Source organism: Streptomyces sp. NPDC088246, assembly GCF_044741025.1.
Classification (GTDB): domain Bacteria; phylum Actinomycetota; class Actinomycetes; order Streptomycetales; family Streptomycetaceae; genus Streptomyces.
Window position 1 is genome coordinate 178,264 of sequence record NZ_JBIURV010000012.1, and the last position, 19,607, is coordinate 197,870.

At 71.9% G+C, this 19,607-nt stretch carries 14 protein-coding genes; 10 read left to right on the plus strand and 4 right to left on the minus strand.

All coding sequences use genetic code 11. The features are described 5' to 3' along the window. Positions 1–110 precede the first annotated feature (110 nt). Positions 111–524, plus strand: a complete 414-nt coding sequence (locus tag ACIPEK_RS18955; RefSeq protein ID WP_093899677.1) for a cobalamin B12-binding domain-containing protein — start codon at positions 111–113, stop codon at positions 522–524. A gap of 795 nt (positions 525–1,319) precedes the next feature. Here the strand turns inward: ACIPEK_RS18955 and ACIPEK_RS18960 are convergent. After that, a complete protein-coding gene (locus ACIPEK_RS18960) occupies positions 1,320–2,912 on the minus strand; it encodes a DUF5691 domain-containing protein (protein ID WP_401997228.1) in 1,593 nt (530 codons plus the stop codon). A 22-nt stretch (positions 2,913–2,934) separates the two neighbouring features. After that, positions 2,935–4,386 (minus strand): SWIM zinc finger family protein, encoded by a 1,452-nt coding sequence (locus ACIPEK_RS18965; RefSeq protein WP_401997231.1) that lies wholly within the window; start codon positions 4,384–4,386, stop codon positions 2,935–2,937. A gap of 133 nt (positions 4,387–4,519) precedes the next feature. Here ACIPEK_RS18965 and ACIPEK_RS18970 point away from each other — a divergent pair, with 133 nt between their 5' ends. The 6 genes from ACIPEK_RS18970 (at position 4,520) to sucD (ending at position 13,066) form a co-directional block, all read left to right on the plus strand. Then, on the plus strand, positions 4,520–4,966 hold the full coding sequence (locus ACIPEK_RS18970) for an MmpS family transport accessory protein (RefSeq protein WP_401997234.1): 447 nt from the start codon (positions 4,520–4,522) through the stop codon (positions 4,964–4,966). Between the two features lie 339 nt (positions 4,967–5,305). Next, positions 5,306–6,418, plus strand: coding sequence for an AAA family ATPase (locus ACIPEK_RS18975; protein ID WP_401997236.1), 1,113 nt, complete (start codon positions 5,306–5,308; stop codon positions 6,416–6,418). Then, positions 6,415–8,868, plus strand: a complete 2,454-nt coding sequence (locus ACIPEK_RS18980) for a DUF5682 family protein (protein ID WP_401997239.1) — start codon at positions 6,415–6,417, stop codon at positions 8,866–8,868. Before ACIPEK_RS18975 ends, ACIPEK_RS18980 begins: the two co-directional genes overlap by 4 nt. Continuing rightward, entirely contained in the window at positions 8,865–10,121 is a 1,257-nt protein-coding gene (locus tag ACIPEK_RS18985) for a VWA domain-containing protein (protein ID WP_401997242.1), read from the plus strand. The genes ACIPEK_RS18980 and ACIPEK_RS18985 overlap by 4 nt, the downstream gene beginning before the upstream one ends. Before the next feature lie 857 nt (positions 10,122–10,978). Continuing rightward, positions 10,979–12,160 (plus strand): ADP-forming succinate--CoA ligase subunit beta, encoded by a 1,182-nt coding sequence (sucC, locus tag ACIPEK_RS18990; RefSeq protein ID WP_401997245.1) that lies wholly within the window; start codon positions 10,979–10,981, stop codon positions 12,158–12,160. Between the two features lie 21 nt (positions 12,161–12,181). Further along, complete coding sequence (gene sucD, locus ACIPEK_RS18995) at positions 12,182–13,066, plus strand: succinate--CoA ligase subunit alpha (protein WP_266358624.1); 885 nt, start codon at positions 12,182–12,184, stop codon at positions 13,064–13,066. Between the two features lie 152 nt (positions 13,067–13,218). Here sucD and ACIPEK_RS19000 read toward each other — a convergent pair whose 3' ends face one another. Beyond that, positions 13,219–14,157 carry an RNA polymerase sigma factor gene (locus ACIPEK_RS19000; protein ID WP_401997248.1) on the minus strand — a complete coding sequence of 313 codons (939 nt, stop codon included), beginning with the start codon at positions 14,155–14,157 and terminating at the stop codon, positions 13,219–13,221. Positions 14,158–14,441: 284 nt separating this feature from the next. On the opposite strand from ACIPEK_RS19000, the gene ACIPEK_RS19005 reads away from it, so the two are divergent. Further along, on the plus strand, positions 14,442–16,085 hold the full coding sequence (locus tag ACIPEK_RS19005) for a DUF6350 family protein (RefSeq protein WP_401997349.1): 1,644 nt from the start codon (positions 14,442–14,444) through the stop codon (positions 16,083–16,085). Between the two features lie 12 nt (positions 16,086–16,097). Here the strand turns inward: ACIPEK_RS19005 and ACIPEK_RS19010 are convergent, their stop codons facing one another. Continuing rightward, positions 16,098–17,027 carry a hypothetical protein gene (locus tag ACIPEK_RS19010; protein ID WP_401997251.1) on the minus strand — a complete coding sequence of 310 codons (930 nt, stop codon included), beginning with the start codon at positions 17,025–17,027 and terminating at the stop codon, positions 16,098–16,100. A gap of 331 nt (positions 17,028–17,358) precedes the next feature. Between ACIPEK_RS19010 and purN the strand changes: the two genes are divergently transcribed. Then, on the plus strand, positions 17,359–18,015 hold the full coding sequence (purN, locus tag ACIPEK_RS19015) for a phosphoribosylglycinamide formyltransferase (protein WP_401997254.1): 657 nt from the start codon (positions 17,359–17,361) through the stop codon (positions 18,013–18,015). Beyond that, a complete protein-coding gene (gene purH, locus ACIPEK_RS19020; RefSeq protein WP_383074671.1) occupies positions 18,002–19,555 on the plus strand; it encodes a bifunctional phosphoribosylaminoimidazolecarboxamide formyltransferase/IMP cyclohydrolase in 1,554 nt (517 codons plus the stop codon). The genes purN and purH overlap by 14 nt, the downstream gene beginning before the upstream one ends. The last annotated feature ends 52 nt before the right edge of the window (positions 19,556–19,607 follow it).

Below are 19,607 nucleotides of genomic sequence, written 5' to 3' on the forward strand. Positions count from 1 at the left end.
TGATTTCCCCCTCCCCGTCCACCGCGAAACGGCGGGTTGCGGGATGCTGTCGATAACGTTCGTTCACATCCCTGGCCCTTCAGGCACGGGAGACGCATGTGGAGGCAGTGATGGGTGTGACCGGTCCGATCCGTGTGGTGGTGGCCAAGCCGGGCCTGGACGGCCATGATCGCGGGGCCAAGGTGATCGCGCGGGCGCTGCGCGACGCCGGTATGGAGGTCATCTACACCGGGCTCCACCAGACGCCCGAGCAGATCGTGGACACCGCGATCCAGGAGGACGCCGACGCGATCGGCCTCTCGATCCTCTCCGGTGCGCACAACACGCTCTTCGCCAAGGTGATCGAGCTGCTGAAGGAGCGCGAGGCGGAGGACATCAAGGTCTTCGGCGGCGGCATCATCCCGGAGGCGGACATCGCACCGCTGAAGGACCAGGGCGTCGCGGAGATCTTCACCCCGGGTGCGACGACGGCGTCGATCGTCGACTGGGTCAACGCGAACGTCCGCCACCACGCGGAAGCCTGACCTCTCCCCGCCGCAAGGCAGCGGGCCGACAGGCCCGTCTGCCTTGCGGCGGTGTGCCGGGTGACGGCTGCGCGGGGGTGGCCGGCGGGGGCCGCTTGCCCCTGGAGCTGCTTGCCCGGAGTCACTTCCTGCGGCCGACTCTGCGGGCTGCGCCCGGGACCGGGTGCCTGGGATCAGCCACTGGCCACGTCGGACACCGGGCCCGAGCCGCTGCCCGGCCCCGCCGGCTGGGTCCCGGCCCCGCCCCGGGTCCCGGCCCCGCCGGCTGGGTCCCGGCCCCGCCCCGGGTCCCGGCCCCGCCGGCCGAGTCCCGGCCCCGTCCCGGGTCCCGGCCCCGCCCCGGGTCCCGGCCCCTGTCGGACACTTGGCCCCCGAGTCCCCGGGCCCGTCCTGGGCCTCCCTGGCCTCCCCGGCCCCCGGCACGCCCGTGCCGCTTACCCGGGACCGGGCGACCGAGGCCGGCCGCAGGCCCCCGCCGGACACTCGGCTCTCGGTATCCGGCCCCACTCGGGCTCCGGTCACTCCGGTCCCTCCGGGAACCTGGCCCCCGCCCAGACGCCCGGTTCCTGCCGATTCCGCTCGGGCCGGAGTCCGCCGATCCCCGTTGGACCGACCGGCACATGGGGGGCGGCGTCGCGGGGCTGGGCACGCACTCCCCCAAGGCATTAAGGGCCAGGGGGCCCCTTCCGGCGTTGTCGTCTGTCAACGGCGCTCCGCGTTGCTTCCCTCCTCCGCCTTGCAGCTGCACGCACCCGGCCCCGCTCCTTCTCCCACCCCCCCATGTGCCGGTCGGTCTTAGCCCGGTATCAGTTCCAGGTCCATCGCCGAGCGCAGCCGCAGCGTGGAGACCAGTCGTTGGAATGCCTCCGACCAGTAGCCGTTCGCGCCCGGTGAGGCGTCTTCCGGTTCGTCCGGGGTGGTGGTGAGGACCTCCAGGCGGTCCGCCTCGGCCGGGTTCAGGCAGCGCTCGGCGAGGCCCATCACGCCGCTGAAACTCCAGGGGTAGCTGCCCGCGTCCCGGGCGATGTCCAGGGCGTCGACGACCGAGCGGCCGAGTGGTCCGGCCCAGGGTGTCGGGCAGACCCCCAGCAACTGGAAGGCCTCCGACAGTCCGTGCGCCGCGATGAAGTCGGCCACCCATTCGGCCCGTTCGGCTGCGGGAAGTATGGCGAGCAGTTTCGACCGCTCGGCGAGCGACGCCGTACCGGGGCCGTTCGACGGGGGGACGGACGGGGCGCCGAGCAGCGCGCGGGCCCACTCCGGATCCCGCTGTCGCACTGCTGCCCGGCACCATGCCGCGTGCAGTTCCTCGGCCCAGCCGTCGGCCACCGGCAGGCCGACGATCTCCTGCGCGGCGCGGCCACCGAACCGCACCGGCCAGGTGGCCAGGGGGGTCGCCTCCACCAACTGGCCGAGCCACCACGACCGTTCGCCCCGCCCGGACGGCGGCACCGCCACCACGCCGTCGCGCTCCATCGACGCATCGCATTCGTGCGGGGCCTCCACGGCGACGGAGGCCTCGTCGCCGGTGAGGTCCGGGCTCACACAGGACATCGCGCGGCCCGCCATCCGCTCGGCGAACGCCGACTCCGGCAGCGCCGACAGCAGTTCGGCGGCAGTCGAACGGACATTGCGACTGCGGTCGGAGAGCGCCTGTTCCAGGAAGGTCTCGTCCACTTCGGACAGTCCGGTGCGCAGCGAGTCGAGAAACATCAGCCGGTCCTCGGCGCGCTCGGTGGTCCATGTGGTGGTGAGCAGCGCGAGCGCTTCAGCGGGATCGTGTGCCCGTACGGCCCCGAGCAGGGCGACCCGTTCGGCGAACAGGCCCTCCTCCCACAGCCGGGCGGCCGCTTCCGGCTCCCTGACGTCCGGCAGCAACGAGCCGCCGGGCGAGCCGCGCAGCGCGAACTTCCACTCGGGGTTCAGCCCGGCCAGCCACAGCCCGCGCGGCCCGGCGAAGGCCAGGGCCTGCGGCCGCAGGTCAGTACGGGACCTGGCCGCGTCCAGCAGGGGCGGGAGCAACGCGGCCGGGGCCCGGTAGCCGTGCTGATTGGCGGTGGCCAGCCACTGGGGGATCAGCTCCGTGAGATCAGGAGCCGTACCCCGCCGGCCGCCCGAGCCGCCCGGTGCCGACCGGTCCGCGAGCAGCCGGGCGAGCCTGCGCCGCGCGGCCGGGGGCAGCGGCGGCCGTGGGTCGGCGGGCGCCGGCTCGGGCCGCGCGGCCGCGGAGGCGGGCAGCAGCCCCGCTCTGCGTTGCACGGTGTGGAGCGCCGCCGCGTCCAGAAGTCCGTCCGGTCCGCCGCCTCCCTCGGCCGGGCGGCGGTCGGTGCCGAGAAGCGCCGAGGTGACGAGCTCTTCCCAGGGCGTGGGTGTGACGGTGCGAGGCATTGGTCCCCCTTCGGATCCAACGTCAGATGAGCGGCACGGTCTCGGACGTCGTGTCGACGCTGCTGATCCCGACGCCGTCGGCATCGACTCCGCAAGCTCCCGCGTCCGCGTCCGTGGACCAGGCCGCGAGCGGGTCGAATCCTCGGTGGCCGCATTCGCCGAAGACCGTGATGGGCGAGCCGCCGGAGAGCGCGACGAGCTTCCACAGGCCGGGCCGGGACAGCGCCGAAGGGGCGACGGGCAAGGCCGCATCGCTCGCCGCATCGACCAGCTGCCAGCCGTCCCCGGACGGTACGGGTATGACCTCGCGCAGTGTCACCGGCCAGGCGTCCAGCCAGGGATCGTCCAGCAGGGCGTCTCCGTACGCACCGATCGCGGCCGCCGCCGTACCGCCCGGCGGTGGCGTACCGATCGGTGACGGAACACCGAACTGCCCGCCCAGCTCCGCCCGTAGCCGGCCGGCGCCCGGATGGAGCGTGATCTCGGCGTCGATCGTGACGCCCACCGGCAGTGCCAGCCCAGGGGCGCGCCCGGCCGCCCCGAAGGAGAGCAGCAGAGCCGTGCGGCCCGAGTCACTCCCGTACAGCCAGATGCGGCGCGTGACGATCTTGCCGTCCGGGGTGTCGTACTGGGCGAGGACCAGCCAGTGGTCGCGGATTGGTGGGCCCTCGGCGGGGGCGGTCAGCCCCACGCGGGTACGGACCGTGGCCGCCAGCGGCTCCGGCAGCCGGTCGATCCCCAGCCATGCGCTGTCCAGCAGATGCAGCAGCGCGCACTCCTCCAGCAGCCGCACCGGCCAGCCCGGCCCGGATGCCGGGATGGAGCCCAACTCCCTTACACGGGAGGCCAGCCCAGGAGCTTGGGCGTCCACCATGCGGGCTGCCGTCTCCTCCCACAGCCCGTACCCCGGCTGATCGGCCGCTGCCAGACCGCCGCGCAGCAGATCCGTCAGCCGCTGCTCCAGCTCCTGCGCACCGCCGGTGATCCGCCCGGCCCGGCGCTCGGCGCGCCGCCGGGCGGCCTCCGGGTCGGCCGGGCCCGCGGCCGAGGCGCCGCGCGCAACCGGCCCGCCCTTCTCCCCCTTGTCCGCCGCACGCTTGCGTCGGCCCGTCAGCCACTCACCGGCCCAGTCCGGCACCTCGCCGGCGGGCAGGGCCGATTCGCCGGACGCCCAGACCAGCAGCAGACCCAGTGCGTGCTTGCACGGGAACTTCCGGCTGGGACAACTGCACGTGTACGCAGGGCCGGTGGTGTCCACCACCGTTTGATACGGCTTGCTTCCGCTCCCCTTGCACAGCCCCCACACCGCACCCGAACCGTCACACCCGCCGACCGACCACGGACCGGCCGAACCGAGCTTGCTCCCCGCCCTGCGTGACGTGTCGTCAGGAGCCAGGGCCAGCACCTGCTCCACCGTCCAGCGCGCAGCCGGGTCAGCGGTGCGCAAGGGTTCTCCCCCGTGAGATAGCAGCATGGGAACGACGGTAGAACGCACCACTGACAATCATCCTGACCTGCTGATTTACCGTCACGCGCACTACTTGACTTTACCTGCGCTTTGCGATTCGCTGCGAACTCCAGACCTGTGAATCCGGGGGGATCAGCTGATGAACCGCACCGTCCGTAACATCCGCAACGTCCGCACCATCCGCAACGTTCGGACGGCCCTCTGCGCAGCCGTCGTCCTCGGTCTCGCCGTGGGCGTCGGCGCCTGCTCCGAGACCGTCGACCAGGTGGACAAGGCCGTGGACGAGACGTACGAAGTCACCTACGAGGTCACCGGCACGAGCGTGGACGAGATCCAGTTCCACGCGGGCGGCGGCAAGGCCATGGACCCGGAGATCGAGACGGTCAAGTCACCCAAGCTGCCGTGGCGGAAGACCGTCACGCTGCGCGGCATCATGCCGCCCGCCGTCATGCCGATCACCCTGGACGAGGACGGGGCCGACGTCACCTGCTCGATCACCCACAAGGGCAAGGTCATCAAGGAGGCCAAGGGTGAGGGTCTCGTCACTGCGGGCGGCTGCGTCACGGTCTCGCCGGTGACCGGCTGAACGCCGCCCTTGGACCGACCGCACATGGGGGGCGGCGTCGCGGGGCTGGGCACGCACTCCCCCAAGGCCTTAAGGGCCAGGGGGACCCCCCTCCGGCGTTGTCGTCGGTCGACAACTTCCCCAAGCTCTCGGCTTCGCTCGAGCAGGGGAGGCCCCATTCGCGTTGCTTCCCTCCTCCGCCTTGCAGCTGCACGTACCCGGCCCCGCTCCTTCTCCCACCCCCCATGTGCCGGTCGGTCTCAGCCGCTGAATCGGCCCTGACCTGCGGTCGGGGCCGATTGTCAGTGCCATGGTGCACGGTGGAAACCACATCAGGTCGACCGATCTGGAGGGGGATCCATGACCGTGCCCGAAACCACCGCCGCCATTGGCGTACAGGCCCTGCGGCCGCATGCCGAGGACGCCTTCGCTCACGAGCTGAAGGCCCTTGCCGCGGCCGACGACCGGCCGCGGCCCGCCCGTTGGCAGTTGTCCCCGTGGGCCGTCGCCACCTACCTGCTCGGCGGCACACTGCCGGACGGCACGGTGATCACACCCAAGTACGTCGGTCCGCGCCGCCTCGTCGAAGTCGCCGTGACCACACTCGCCACCGACCGGGCCCTGCTGCTCCTCGGCGTTCCCGGCACCGCCAAGACCTGGGTCTCCGAGCATCTCGCGGCCGCCGTCAGCGGCGACTCGACACTGCTCGTCCAGGGCACGGCGGGCACCCCGGAGGAAGCCGTCCGCTACGGCTGGAATTACGCACAACTGCTCGCACACGGGCCCAGCCGCGGCGCCCTGGTGCCCAGTCCGCTCATGCGCGCCATGTCCGACGGCATGACCGCGCGGATCGAGGAACTCACCCGTATCCCCGCCGATGTGCAGGACTCGCTGATCACGATCCTGTCGGAGAAGACGCTCCCCGTCCCCGAACTGGGCCAGGAGGTCCAGGCGGTCCGCGGTTTCAACGTCATCGCCACCGCCAACGACCGCGACCGCGGGGTCAACGAGCTGTCCAGCGCGCTGCGCCGCCGGTTCAACACCGTCGTGCTGCCGCTGCCGGCCACCCCCGACGCAGAGGTCGACATCGTGTCCCGGCGCGTCGACCAGATCGGGCGTTCGCTCGACCTCCCGGCCGCGCCCGACGGCATGGCCGAGATCCGGCGCGTCGTGACGGTCTTCCGCGAGCTGCGTGACGGTGTCACCATCGACGGCCGCACCAAGCTCAAGTCTCCCTCGGGGACGCTGTCGACGGCCGAGGCGATCTCCGTCGTCACCAACGGCCTTGCGCTGGCCGCGCACTTCGGCGACGGGGTGCTGCACCCCGGTGACGTGGCTGCGGGCATCCTGGGCGCGGTCGTCCGCGATCCCGCGGCCGACCGGGTGGTCTGGCAGGAGTACCTGGAGACCGTGGTCCGGGAGCGGGACGGGTGGAAGGACTTCTACCGCGCCTGCCGCGAGGTATCCGCATGACCCGGGCCGCGTGTTCCGCCGGGCCGCTGCTGCTGGGAGTGCGGCACCACGGCCCGGGCTCGGCCCGAGCCGTCCGTGCGGCCCTGGAGGCCGCCCGCCCGCGGGCAGTGCTGATCGAGGGACCTCCTGAGGGTGACGCACTGCTGCCGCTGGCCGCCGACGAGCAGATGCGGCCGCCGGTCGCGCTTCTTGCCCATGCTGTCGACGACCCGGGACAGGCGGCGTTCTGGCCGCTGGCCGCGTTCTCGCCCGAGTGGGTCGCGATCCGCTGGGCGCTGGCGCACGACGTCCCGGTCCGCTTCATCGACCTGCCCGCGGCGAACTCCCTGGCCATGGCACAGGCGGCGGAACGCGAGACGGGCGGGGACGGGGGAGCGGACGGGGATGGATCCGGGGAGCCGTCTACGGCCGGCTCGCCTGCGCATGCCCCGATCGACCCCATCGGAGTACTGGCCGAGACAGCGGGTTACGACGACCCGGAGCGCTGGTGGGAGGACGTCGTCGAACACCGCGCCCAGGGCGGTGAAGCAGTCGACCCGCGGGCGCCGTTCGCCGCGCTCGCCGAGGCGATGACGGCCCTGCGCGAGGTGTACGGGGACGGCGGCCACCCTCGTGACACCGTCCGCGAGGCGTATATGCGTATCCAACTGCGCAAGTCGGTAAAGGAGTTCGGGGACGACATCGCGGTCGTCTGCGGTGCCTGGCATGTGCCCGCGCTCGTCACGAGGACCACGCTCGCCGCCGACCGGGCCCTGCTCAAGGGGCTGCCCAAGGTCAAGGCCGAGCTGACCTGGGTGCCCTGGTCGCACCGTCGGCTGGCCCGGCACAGCGGATACGGGGCGGGCATCGACTCGCCCGGCTGGTACGGACACCTCTTCGAGACCGCCGACCGCCCGATCGAGCGGTGGATGACCAAGGTCGCCGGACTCCTGCGCGACGAGGACCGGTTCGTCTCGTCCGCCCATGTCATCGAGGCCGTCAGGCTCGCCGAGACCCTCGCCGCCATGCGCGGCCGCCCGCTGGCCGGGCTGAGCGAGACGACCGATGCGATCCGGGCCGTGATGTGCGAGGGCTCCGATGTGCCGCTCGCGCTCGTACAGGACCGGCTGACAGTCGGCGAGACACTCGGCGAAGTGCCGGACACCGCCCCCGCCGTACCCCTGCAGCGCGACCTCACCCGACAGCAGCGCACACTCCGGCTCAAGCCGGAGGCCATGGAGCGGGAGTTGGAACTCGACCTGCGCAAGGACACCGACGCGGCCCGTAGCCGGCTGCTCCACCGGCTGCGGATCCTCGCCGTCGGCTGGGGCGAGCCCGTCGCGGGCCGGGCGAGTACCGGCACCTTCCGGGAGAGCTGGCGGCTCTGCTGGGAGCCCGAGCTGTACGTACGGGTCGCGGAGGCCGGGACATGGGGTACCACCGTGCTTGCCGCGGCGACCGCCAAGGCCGAGACCCAGGCGGTTTCGGCGACCGCACTCGCCGAGGTCACCGCACTCGCCGAGCACTGCCTCCTCGCGGAACTGCCGGACGCGCTGCCCGTGGTGATGCGGGCCCTCGCCGACCGTGCCGCACTCGACGCCGACGTCGGCCATCTCGCCGACGCCCTGCCCGCGCTGGCCCGCACCCTGCGCTACGGCGACGTGCGGTCCACGGACACCGCGGCTCTCGGCGAGGTCGCGGCCGGGCTCGCCGAACGGATCTGCGTCGGACTCCCTCCCGCCTGCACCGGACTGGACGCCGACGGCGCCGCCGAACTGCACCGCCGGGTGGACGGGGTCCACACCGCGATCGGGCTGCTCACCGGATTCGTTCAGGCGGTCGACGGGGCCGGGCTGCGTGAGCGCTGGACCGCCGTGCTGCACAAGCTCGCCGCCCGGGACATGGTCGCGGGTGTCATCCGGGGCCGCGCGGCCCGCCTGCTGCTCGACGAAGGGCGGCTCGCGGAGGACGACGCGGCACGGCTGATGGGCCTGGCCCTCTCGCCCGGCACACCCCCGGCCGACGCCGCGGCCTGGATCGAGGGGTTCGTCGGCGGAGCCGCCGGGGGCGGCATGCTCCTCGTCCACGACGAGCGACTGCTGGGCCTGGTCGACGCCTGGCTCACCGGGGTTCCAGCCGACACCTTCGCCGATGTGCTGCCCCTGTTGCGCCGCACCTTCTCGGTGTACGAAGCGGGCGTACGGCGCACGCTGGGCGAACTCGTACGGCGCGGCCCGTCAGCCGAAGGGCCGACAGCCACCGCCACCGGGACGACGGCCCCCGGCTTCGGCCCCGGACTCGACCGAGCCAGAGCCGACGCGGTGGTGCCGGTGCTGCGTCTGCTGCTCGGTCTGGACACCGGCACCGGTCCGGACCCGGGCGGCGTCGACCCGGACAACAGAGATCCGGACAACAGAGATCCGGACAAGAGAGTCGGGAACGCCGAGGAACCGCTGGGGGCGACGGGATGACCACGGACACGGCCGGCACCGCACCGCACCCGGCCCACAGCTCGCCGCCCGGCCCGGCGGACCGCTCGGCACGACCCCGCCCGCAGTCGGGCCCGGCGGACGACGAGCGGCTGCGTCGGTGGCGGCTGGTCCTGGGCGGGGACAGCGCAGAGAGCACCGGCTGCACCCTCACCGGACGCGACGCCGCGATGGACGGCGCACTGACCGCGCTGTACGGCGGCGGAGGCAGACCCGGGGGCCGGGGCGGGAGCAACCGCTCGGCCGGACTCGGGGCCTCCGCCCCCTCCGTGGCCCGCTGGCTCGGCGACATCCGCACATACTTCCCCAGCTCCGTCGTCCAGGTCATGCAGCGCGACGCGATCGACCGACTCGGCCTCTCCGCACTGCTCCTCGAACCGGAGATGCTGGAGGCCGTCGAGGCGGACGTCCATCTCGTCGGAACGCTCCTCTCTCTCAACAAGGTCATGCCCGAGACGACGAAGGAGACCGCAAGAGCCGTCGTGCGCAAGGTCGTCGACGATCTGGAGAAGCGGCTCGCCACCCGCACCCGGGCCACACTCACCGGCGCACTGGACCGCTCGGCCAAGATCAACCGGCCCCGCCACCACGACATCGACTGGGGCCGGACCATCCGGGCCAACCTCAAGAACTACCTTCCCGAGCACGGCACCGTCGTCCCCGAGCGGCTCATCGGCTACGGGCGGGCCGCGCAGTCCGTGAAGAAGGACGTCATCCTCTGCATCGACCAGTCGGGGTCGATGGCCGCCTCCGTCGTCTACGCCTCCGTCTTCGGCGCGGTGCTCGCCTCCATGCGAACCCTGCAAACCAGGCTTGTCGTCTTCGATACGGCGGTGGTCGACCTCACCGACCAGCTCGACGACCCCGTCGACGTACTCTTCGGTACCCAACTCGGCGGCGGCACCGACATCAACCGTGCGCTCGCCTACTGCCAGTCGAAGATCTCCCGCCCTGCCGACACCGTCGTCGTCCTCATCAGCGACCTCTACGAGGGCGGCATACGCGACGAGATGCTGAAGCGGGTCGCCGCGATGAAGGCATCCGGCGTGCAGTTCGTGACGCTGCTCGCGCTGTCCGACGAGGGTGCGCCCGCCTACGACCGTGACCATGCGGCGGCCCTCGGGGCCCTGGGCGCACCGGCATTCGCATGCACCCCGGATCTGTTTCCGGGAGTGATGGCAGCGGCGATCGAGAAGAGGCCACTTCCCATGCCGGACAAGGAGACTCATCAGTAACAAGGGCCTGCGCAAACCCGGGAGGTTCGTGCAAGCACCGCCCCGTCACCCGCGGAGGACCGCATTCCGCGGTCTGCGCCATCCGGGGAGGGCTCATCCCCACGTGACCACCGCAGCCGTTCGTTCCGCCACCGGCCCGCGCCCCCGGCGCGGGCCGGTCGCCCGGCGAGCGCTACAGGTGGTGCTGTTCCTCGGCGGGCTGCTCTTCGGGACGCGGGCCCGTGCGGCACAGCAACCCGCTCCGTCGCTCCCCGGCGCGGGGGGCAACGATGACCCGCGCAGCGGACACAGAAGCGGAAGCCGAAGCCGAAGCAGAAGTCGCTACGGGCCAGGCGCGCACGGCGTCGGAGCCCAGGCGCAGCCGTTCGCCGGCGGTCTCGCCGGTACGGTCGGTGACGGTGTCCGTCCCACTGCCGGGAACGCGGCCTACGGTGCCGAGGGCCTGACCTCGATCACTCCGGCGTATGTGACCGATGCGACAGACTCGGTGCCCTCCTTCGGCACTCCCGGGTACCCGGCCCGGAGCATCTGAGACCGGCGGCCCCGGACCGCCCGGATGCTGTTGCGGATTAACCAACAGCATCCGCCCGGTCCGGGGCCCGTCCCCGCTGCACCGCACGAGTGCCCTTTTGTCCACTGCGGCCCGGGCACCGGCGGGATCTGTGACCGTAATCACCGCTCAGGTGCGATCTGCGATTTAGGGTCCTGTGGAGCGCGGGGATAACCTGCGAGATGGACATGCCGCGTACCCCGGGTCACCGTGTGCGCCTTCCTAGTGACAGAGCAGTCACGTTGCCCCTCGCGGCACGCCCACGCTGAAAACGAACCGCGAGACCACTGAAAAGGGACGGACGCGCGTGGACCTGTTCGAGTACCAGGCGAGGGACCTCTTCGCCAAGCACGGTGTACCGGTGCTGGCCGGTGAAGTCATTGACACGCCTGAGGCAGCCCGCGAGGCGACCGAGCGGCTGGGCGGCAAGTCTGTCGTCAAGGCGCAGGTGAAGGTCGGCGGCCGCGGCAAGGCCGGCGGCGTCAAGCTGGCCGCCACCCCCGACGAGGCGGTCGCCCGCGCGACCGACATCCTCGGCATGGACATCAAGGGCCACACGGTCCACAAGGTGATGATCGCCGAGACCGCGCCGGAGATTCTTGAGGAGTACTACGTCTCGTACCTCCTCGACCGCACCAACCGCACCTTCCTGGCCATGGCCTCGGTGCAGGGCGGCATGGACATCGAGGAGGTCGCGGAGAAGACCCCCGAGGCCCTCGCGAAGGTCCCGGTCGACTCCAACACCGGAGTCACGATCGAGAAGGCCCGCGAGATCGTGGCCCAGGCGAAGTTCCCGGCCGAGGTGGCCGAGAAGGTCGCCGAGGTCATGGTGACGCTGTGGGAGACCTTCGTCGCCGAGGACGCGCTCCTCGTCGAGGTCAACCCGCTCGCCAAGGTCGCCTCCGGTGACGTCCTGGCGCTGGACGGCAAGGTGTCTCTCGACGAGAACGCCGACTTCCGTCAGCCCGGCCACGAGGCCCTTGAGGACAAGGCCGCGGCCAACCCGCTCGAGGCTGCCGCCAAGGCCAAGAACCTCAACTACGTCAAGCTCGACGGCGAGGTCGGCATCATCGGTAACGGTGCCGGTCTGGTCATGTCGACCCTGGACGTCGTCGCGTACGCCGGTGAGAACCACGGCAACGTGAAGCCCGCCAACTTCCTCGACATCGGGGGCGGCGCCTCCGCCGAGGTCATGGCGAACGGCCTGGAGATCATCCTCGGCGACCCGGACGTCAAGTCCGTCTTCGTCAACGTCTTCGGTGGCATCACCGCGTGCGACGAGGTCGCCAACGGCATCGTCCAGGCTCTTGCGCTGCTCAAGAGCAAGGGCGAAGAGGTCACCAAGCCGCTGGTCGTGCGCCTCGACGGCAACAACGCGGAGCTGGGTCGCAAGATCCTTTCCGACGCCAACCACCCGCTCGTTCAGCGCGTGGACACCATGGACGGCGCGGCCGACAAGGCCGCCGAGCTCGCCGCGGCTGCGAAGTAAGGGACGAGGGACTCCAACACCATGGCTATCTTCCTCACCAAGGACAGCAAGGTCATCGTCCAGGGGATGACCGGTGCCACCGGCATGAAGCACACCAAGCTCATGCTCGCTGACGGCACCAACATCGTCGGCGGCGTGAACCCGCGCAAGGCCGGCACGTCCGTCGACTTCGACGGCAACGAGGTACCCGTGTTCGGGACCGTCGCCGAGGCGATGGAGAAGACCGGCGCGAACGTGTCGGTTCTCTTCGTGCCGCCGGCCTTCGCCAAGGCCGCCGTCGTCGAGGCGATCGACGCCGAGATCCCGCTCGCCGTCGTGATCACCGAGGGCATCGCCGTCCACGACTCCGCCGCCTTCTGGGCGTACGCGGGCTCGAAGGGCAACAAGACCCGGATCATCGGCCCGAACTGCCCCGGCCTGATCACCCCCGGTCAGTCCAACGCCGGCATCATCCCGGGCGACATCACCAAGCCCGGCCGCATCGGTCTCGTGTCCAAGTCCGGCACGCTGACCTACCAGATGATGTACGAGCTCCGTGACATCGGCTTCTCGTCCGCCGTCGGCATCGGTGGCGACCCGGTCATCGGCACGACGCACATCGACGCCCTCGCGGCGTTCGAGGCCGACCCCGAGACCGACCTGATCGTGATGATCGGTGAGATCGGCGGCGACGCCGAAGAGCGCGCGGCCGACTTCATCGCGAAGAACGTCACCAAGCCGGTCGTCGGTTACGTCGCGGGCTTCACCGCCCCGGAGGGCAAGACCATGGGCCACGCCGGCGCCATCGTCTCCGGCTCCTCCGGCACCGCGCAGGCGAAGAAGGAGGCCCTTGAGGCCGCCGGCGTCAAGGTCGGCAAGACGCCGACCGAGACCGCCAAGCTGGCGCGCGAGATCCTCGGCGCCTGATCGCTTCACCGCGACGGAGCAGCACCGCAGTATCGCGTCACCGCACAGACGGCGCGGGCCCGTACCCCGGTCAGGGATACGGGCCCGCGCCGTATCTGTTTCTCCGTCCGGCTGTCCGGCTGTCCGTCTGCCGGTCCTCTCGGTCCTCCCGGTCAGCCGGCGTCGGGGACCAGCCGGGAAGGACCCTGGACGAGCTCGCTCTGAAGCCTCTTCTGCAGATTCAGGTCCTGCGGCGTCAGCTTCTGCGGGCCACCTCGTGGCGGCACCCCGCCGACCTGCTGAGCGGGCGACTCCGGGGTTTCGTACCGGTCCGGAGCCGTCGCCAGGGTGAACAGCGTCAGACCGATGAGCAGCACCGTGAAGGAGATGGCCGCTCTGGTCCACACCCGGGCCTTGCGCTCGCTGTCCGTACGGATCGTGTCGGGCGAGGGGAGCGAGGCGGGGGGCTGGGCCCGGGCGAGCGCGCCGAGCTGTTGATGCAGGAGCGCCGACTGCTCGGTGGAGGACGACGGCTCCGCCGGCTCGGGCAGCCGCTCGGCGACCGCGGCACGTGCGTTCATCAGCCTGCTCGCCGTCGCCGGGGTGCTGGCCTCCGTCTCTGCCGCGGTCTCCGGAAGATCCAGGCCGACACCGTCGTAGAGCAGCAGGGTGCGACGGTACGACGGCGGCAGGTCGAGCAGCGCGCCGAGCAGTGCGCGCGCACCGGGTTCAGCGGGCGGCGGGTCGAGGGGGCGGTGCGTGCGGCGCAGACGGTGCCAGGGCGACATCGCGTACTCGTACGCGGCGGCCCGCACCCAGCCCGCCGGATCACGGTCCACCGCGACCTCCGGCCAGTGCTCCCAGGCTCGCGCGAAGGCCCGCGCGACGGACTCCTGGGAGAGGTTCCGACGCCCGGTCAGTAGAAACGTCTGGTGGAAGAGGGCGGCGGCGCAGCTCTTGTACAGGGCATCGAATGCCTCGGCCGGTGCCTCAGATGCTTCTGGTGTTTCAGGCGCGGCACGGGTGACGGATGGGCTGTCCGTGACAGGTGTGCCGGATGCGCCGTACTTGTCCGGAAGTTCGGGGGTGGTGCCCGGCTCGGTCGGGGCCATGGCGGTGCTCCCAGTGGCTTCGACGGGGGTCGGCGGTCGGGACAGCGGACGGGGCGGCGGTTGTTTCGTGGCGGTCACCGGCTTGGGTAGCCTCGCGGCCGCCGCCGGTGTCGTCGGGCGCGCCGCCCGTTCGGCGCATCGGGCGAGCTCTCTGTCATGAAAGACCCCCCGCGGGCCCTGCACTGGGCGAAAAAGTACATACACGTATATTGAGCGACACAGCGGTCGTTCGCCTGTTACACGGAATAAGCGCGTGTCGTTGGGAGCATTGCCGTGTGACCCAAGTGACCGAACGCAGCCCGTCGTTGTCGGCAGAGCAGGGCCGGTCCGCCGTTCTCACCTTCGCCTTCCTGCGTGGGGCGCTTGCGGCCGGGCTGGGGCTGGGCGCACTCGCCGTGCTCGCCGTGGGGCTGTGGATCAGCTCCCCGGCTCCCGACAACGGCCCCGGCGGGGCCCTCCACGTGGCGGCCGGGCTCTGGCTGCTCGCCCACGGTGCCGAGCTGATCAGGACCGACACGCTCGGCGGAGCCCCGGCCCCGGTCGGCGTCGTCCCGCTGCTGCTCGCCGTGGTGCCGGTGTGGCTGGCACACCGTGCGGCCCGGGACGCCCTGGAGTCCGTCGAGGGGCGCCCGGCGCCCTCGGCGGCGGGCGCGTTCGCCATGGTCAGCGGCGGATATCTGCTGGTCGGAGCCGCTGTCGCGTTCTATGTGCGGGGTGGTTCGCTGTCCGTGTACGCACCGTCGTTGCTCTTCCCTTCGGCCGTTGTGGTGATGGGCGCGGCGGCTGCCGGGGTCTGGACGGCATCGGGGCGCCCGATCGCGCCGCCGTCCTGGGCGCCGGTGCGCCTGCACGAGAAGCTGGCGCGTACCCGGTTCAGGGAGCACGCGGAGACGGTGTGCCGGTCGGCCGCGGCCGGGGTGGCGGTGCTGCTCGGTGGCGGGGCGCTGCTCGTCGCGGTGGCGCTGGTGTGGCATGCACAGGCGGCTCAGCAGTCGTTCGTCCAGCTCTCGGGCGACTGGTCGGGACGGGTCCCGGTACTGCTGCTCGCGCTGGTGCTGGTGCCGAATGCGGCGGTGTGGGGTGCCGCGTACGGACTCGGTCCGGGCTTTGCGCTCGGTACGGCGTCCGCGGTCACCCCGCTCGCCTTCTCGGGGCGCCCGGCGCTGCCCGTTTTCCCGTTGCTCGCCGCGGTGCCGGCCCAGGGCCCGGGGACGGTCCTGAACTGGGCGGCCGGGGCGGTGCCGGTCGTGGCCGGGGTGACGGTCGCCTGGTTCACGGTACGGCGGGCCGCGCCCGCCCATGCCGGGCGGGAGGAGGCGTGGAGCCTGCGGGAGACCGCGCTGACGGCCGGCCTGGGGGCGGTGGGGTGCGGGGTCGGCACGGCGGCGCTGGCCGCGGCCGCGGGGGGACCGCTCGGCACCGGTGCGCTGGCGGAGTTCGGCCCGGTGTGGTGGCCGACGGGTGCGGCGGCCCTGGCATGGACGGCACTGCTCGGCATTCCCGTGGCGCTGCTGCTCCGGGCCTGGCGGCTGCGGGGCGGCGACGGGGGACGGCGAGTGCGACGAGCGGCGCAGGAGACGGCAGCGGCGGAGTGCGCGTCGGCAGCTCAGGCGCCTGCGAAGAGCCCCGGGCAGGTGCCTCGGAAGCCGGATGATGGCGGCCGGCGGTGGTGGTGGAAGCGGTCCGGGCGCCGGGACGAGGGCGAGGTGGCCGAGCCGGTGCCCGGACCGGGAGCCGTTCGCGTGCCCGTCCGCGCTTTTGGGGGCGTACCCGCTGCGGCGACTGTCCCCGCAACCGGCGGCGCTGCGTCGGTGTCCGCGGCGGACGGGAGGAGCGACGACTCCGAGCCGTACGACTTCCTGCCGACCGACCCCTGGCGCGAACGGACGGCCCTGCCGGGTGAGGCTGGGCCGTCCGTGGATCCGTAAATCCGTGAAGTGTCAGTTCTTGACGCCGAAGAAGGGCTCCAGCGGCTTCGGCAGCAGGTCGTTGCAGGCCAGCTGGCCGGACTTGGTCAAGGCGTCGTTCACACAGGTGTAGTAGTCGCGGTAGACGAACTGCACCGTGAACGTCGTCGCGACGATCGAGAGTGCGAGCAGCGCCGTCACCAGGCCGCTGACCGCAGCCGTGGTCTGCTGCCTCCCGTAGCCAGGAGCGGCGGGGGCGCCGGGCGCGGACGCCGGAACACGCCCGGAACCGGAACCCTGGAGGGGGCCGGCGGCCGGCGCACCGGACGCTGCGGCCGGCCCGGGTGCTCCGGCGGCGCCCGGCGCGGACGCGCCACTCGGCTTCGCGCGGAGCGAGCTGATCGACCAGTACACGGCGAGTGCGCCGAGCAGCAGGGCGATCTCCGGGAAGTCGAAGAGTGCGAAGAAGAAGGCCCACATGCCGCAGAGCAGCGCGTAGCGTGCGCGGCGCTGGGCGGGGTCGGTCGGATCCCAGCGCAGTCCGCCGGGGCTGCCCCCGGGGCCGCCTCGGCCTTTCGGCCCGCCCTCGCCCCCGGGGCGGCCGCCGAAGCCGCCGCTCTGACGGCCGGGCTGCTGGCTGCTCCACTGGCTGCCCCAGACCGGCCGGTCGTCGGAGGAGCCGCCCTCGGGCGACCCGTCGTCGTTGCCCCGGCCCCCGTTCCCCTGGGTGTTCCCGTTGCCGTTTTCGGCGTTCGCAGGGTGACGGGGCTGCCAGGGCTGGTCGGGCCGGTCCTCGGGCGGTGCGGCGAACGGGTTGTCGCCCGCGGGACCGGAAGAACCGGAAGAACCGGAAGAACCGGAAGAGGAGGAAGGGCCCGTGGGGGACTGGCGCTCCCGCAGCATCAGTGGGGTCCGCTCGGGCAGCGGGTGGCGGAAGGCGGTGCGGCGGCGTCGGTCCGGCATATGGTGAACGTCTTCCCCATCTCGTCATTTCCGCCCTGTGGACGGTTCCCTGTCCCCTGACGCTACCTCCCGGCCGGGAGGGGCCGAAAGCTGGGAGCGCGGCGCAGGTGGCCGATACCCCGTCACCCGGACCCTTTCGTGCTTCGCCGCAGCCGCCGCGCAGTCGGCCTGCGGCCTCTCACCCCCGTCCCGTGGGGGTCTTCCGAGGTGCCGGTATCGTTGCTGACGGTCGGCTCGTTCGTAGAGTTCCCCGTATCGAGGGGCTCGATTCTTTCGTACGACCATACAAATCAGCGCTGCTCTGCTTCACCACGCGAGAAAGGGCCCAGCCGTGGCCTCCCCGCCCCCCTCCGCCGCACCGGCCCGTCTGGTCGTGCTGGTCTCCGGCTCCGGTACGAACCTCCAAGCCCTGCTCGACGCCATCGGTGGCGACCCCGAGGGCTTCGGCGCACAGGTCGTCGCGGTCGGCGCCGACCGCTCCGGCATCGTCGGTCTGGAACGGGCGGAGCGCGCCGGACTGCCGACCTTCGTGTGCAGGGTCAAGGACCACGCCACCCGCGAGGAGTGGGACGCGGCACTCGCGGCCGCGACGGACGAGCACCGCCCGGACCTCGTGGTGTCCGCGGGATTCATGAAGATCGTGGGCAAGGAGTTCCTCGCCCGGTTCGGTGGCCGGTTCATCAACACCCACCCCGCCCTGCTCCCCAGCTTTCCCGGTGCCCATGGGGTGCGTGACGCGCTCGCGTACGGCGTGAAGGTCACCGGGTGCACCGTCCACTTCGTCGACGACGGCGTCGACACCGGCCCGATCATCGCGCAGGGCGTGGTCGAGGTGGCCGAAGCGGACACGGCGGAGGGCGAAGCCGCTCTCCACGAACGCATCAAGGAAGTCGAGCGCAAGCTGCTCGTCGAGGCCGTGGGGCGGCTCGCCCGTGACGGCTATCGCATTGAGGGACGAAAGGTTCATCTCGGTCATGTCGGTGAATAAGCCCATCCGCCGCGCCCTGGTCAGTGTCTACGACAAGACGGGGCTCGAAGACCTCGCCCGCGGTCTGCACGAGGCGGGTGTCGAGCTGGTCTCCACCGGCTCCACCGCCGGGAGGATCGCTGCTGCCGGGGTGCCGGTCACCAAGGTCGAGGAGCTCACCGGCTTCCCCGAGTGCCTCGACGGCCGCGTCAAGACGCTGCACCCGCGCGTCCACGCCGGCATCCTCGCGGACCTGCGCCTGGACGCCCACCGCGAGCAGCTCGCCGAGCTGGGCGTGGAGCCGTTCGACCTGGTGGTCGTCAACCTCTACCCGTTCAAGGAGACCGTCGCCTCCGGCGCGTCCGCCGACGAGTGCGTGGAGCAGATCGACATCGGCGGCCCGTCCATGGTCCGCGCCGCCGCCAAGAACCACCCGTCCGTGGCCGTCGTCACCAGCCCCGAGCGGTACGCCGACGTCCTCGCCGCGGTCAAGGCGGGCGGCTTCGACCTGACCGCCCGCAAGCGCCTGGCCGCCGAGGCGTTCCAGCACACGGCCGCGTACGACGTGGCCGTCGCCTCCTGGTTCGCGGACGAGTACGCCGCCGCCGACGACTCGGGCTTCCCCGACTTCTTCGGTGCGACGTACGAGCGCAAGAACGTCCTGCGGTACGGCGAGAACCCGCACCAGCCCGCCGCGCTCTACACCTCCGGCGCCGGTGGCCTGGCCGAGGCGGAGCAGCTGCACGGCAAGGAGATGTCGTACAACAACTACACGGACACGGACGCCGCGCGCCGGGCCGCGTACGACCACGCCGAGCCGTGCGTCGCGATCATCAAGCACGCCAACCCGTGCGGCATCGCGATCGCCGACGACGTCGCCGAGGCGCACCGCAACGCGCACGCCTGCGACCCGCTGTCGGCCTTCGGCGGGGTCATCGCCGTCAACCGTCCGGTGACCGTCGCCATGGCCGAGCAGGTCGCGGAGATCTTCACCGAGGTCATCGTCGCCCCGGCGTACGAGGACGGCGCGGTCGAGATCCTGGCCCGCAAGAAGAACATCCGTGTGCTGCGCTGCCCCGACGCCCCGACCTCCACGGTCGAGGTCAAGCCGATCGACGGCGGCGCGCTGCTCCAGGTCACCGACCGCCTCCAGGCCGACGGCGACGACCCGGCCAACTGGACCCTCGCCACCGGTGAGGCACTCTCCGAGGACGAGCTGAAGGAGCTCGCCTTCGCATGGAAGGCCTGTCGGGCGGTCAAGTCCAACGCGATCCTGCTCGCCAAGGGCGGCGCCTCGGTCGGCGTCGGCATGGGCCAGGTCAACCGGGTCGACTCCGCGAAGCTGGCCGTCGAGCGTGCGGGTGAGGAGCGGGCCCGGGGCGCGTACGCCGCGTCCGACGCGTTCTTCCCGTTCCCGGACGGGCTGGAGATCCTGACCGCGGCCGGCATCAAGGCCGTGGCCCAGCCGGGCGGTTCGGTCCGTGACGAGCTGGTCGTCGAGGCCGCGAGGAAGGCGGGCGTGACGATGTACTTCACGGGCACGCGGCACTTCTTCCACTGACACCGACCCGGCAGAACGACCGAAGGCCGTACCCCCGCGCACGTGCGGGGGT

Excerpts from the sequence above, each read along its gene's own strand:
- ACIPEK_RS18955 (WP_093899677.1), top strand. The coding sequence starts at position 111 with ATGGGTGTGACCGGTCCGATCCGTGTGGTGGTGGCCAAGCCGGGCCTG.
- ACIPEK_RS18960 (WP_401997228.1), bottom strand. The coding sequence starts at position 2,912 with ATGCCTCGCACCGTCACACCCACGCCCTGGGAAGAGCTCGTCACCTCG.
- ACIPEK_RS18965 (WP_401997231.1), bottom strand. The coding sequence starts at position 4,386 with ATGCTGCTATCTCACGGGGGAGAACCCTTGCGCACCGCTGACCCGGCT.
- ACIPEK_RS18970 (WP_401997234.1), top strand. The coding sequence starts at position 4,520 with ATGAACCGCACCGTCCGTAACATCCGCAACGTCCGCACCATCCGCAAC.
- ACIPEK_RS18975 (WP_401997236.1), top strand. The coding sequence starts at position 5,306 with ATGACCGTGCCCGAAACCACCGCCGCCATTGGCGTACAGGCCCTGCGG.
- ACIPEK_RS18980 (WP_401997239.1), top strand. The coding sequence starts at position 6,415 with ATGACCCGGGCCGCGTGTTCCGCCGGGCCGCTGCTGCTGGGAGTGCGG.
- ACIPEK_RS18985 (WP_401997242.1), top strand. The coding sequence starts at position 8,865 with ATGACCACGGACACGGCCGGCACCGCACCGCACCCGGCCCACAGCTCG.
- sucD (WP_266358624.1), top strand. The coding sequence starts at position 12,182 with ATGGCTATCTTCCTCACCAAGGACAGCAAGGTCATCGTCCAGGGGATG.
- ACIPEK_RS19000 (WP_401997248.1), bottom strand. The coding sequence starts at position 14,157 with ATGGCCCCGACCGAGCCGGGCACCACCCCCGAACTTCCGGACAAGTAC.
- ACIPEK_RS19010 (WP_401997251.1), bottom strand. The coding sequence starts at position 17,027 with ATGCCGGACCGACGCCGCCGCACCGCCTTCCGCCACCCGCTGCCCGAG.
- purH (WP_383074671.1), top strand. The coding sequence starts at position 18,002 with ATGTCGGTGAATAAGCCCATCCGCCGCGCCCTGGTCAGTGTCTACGAC.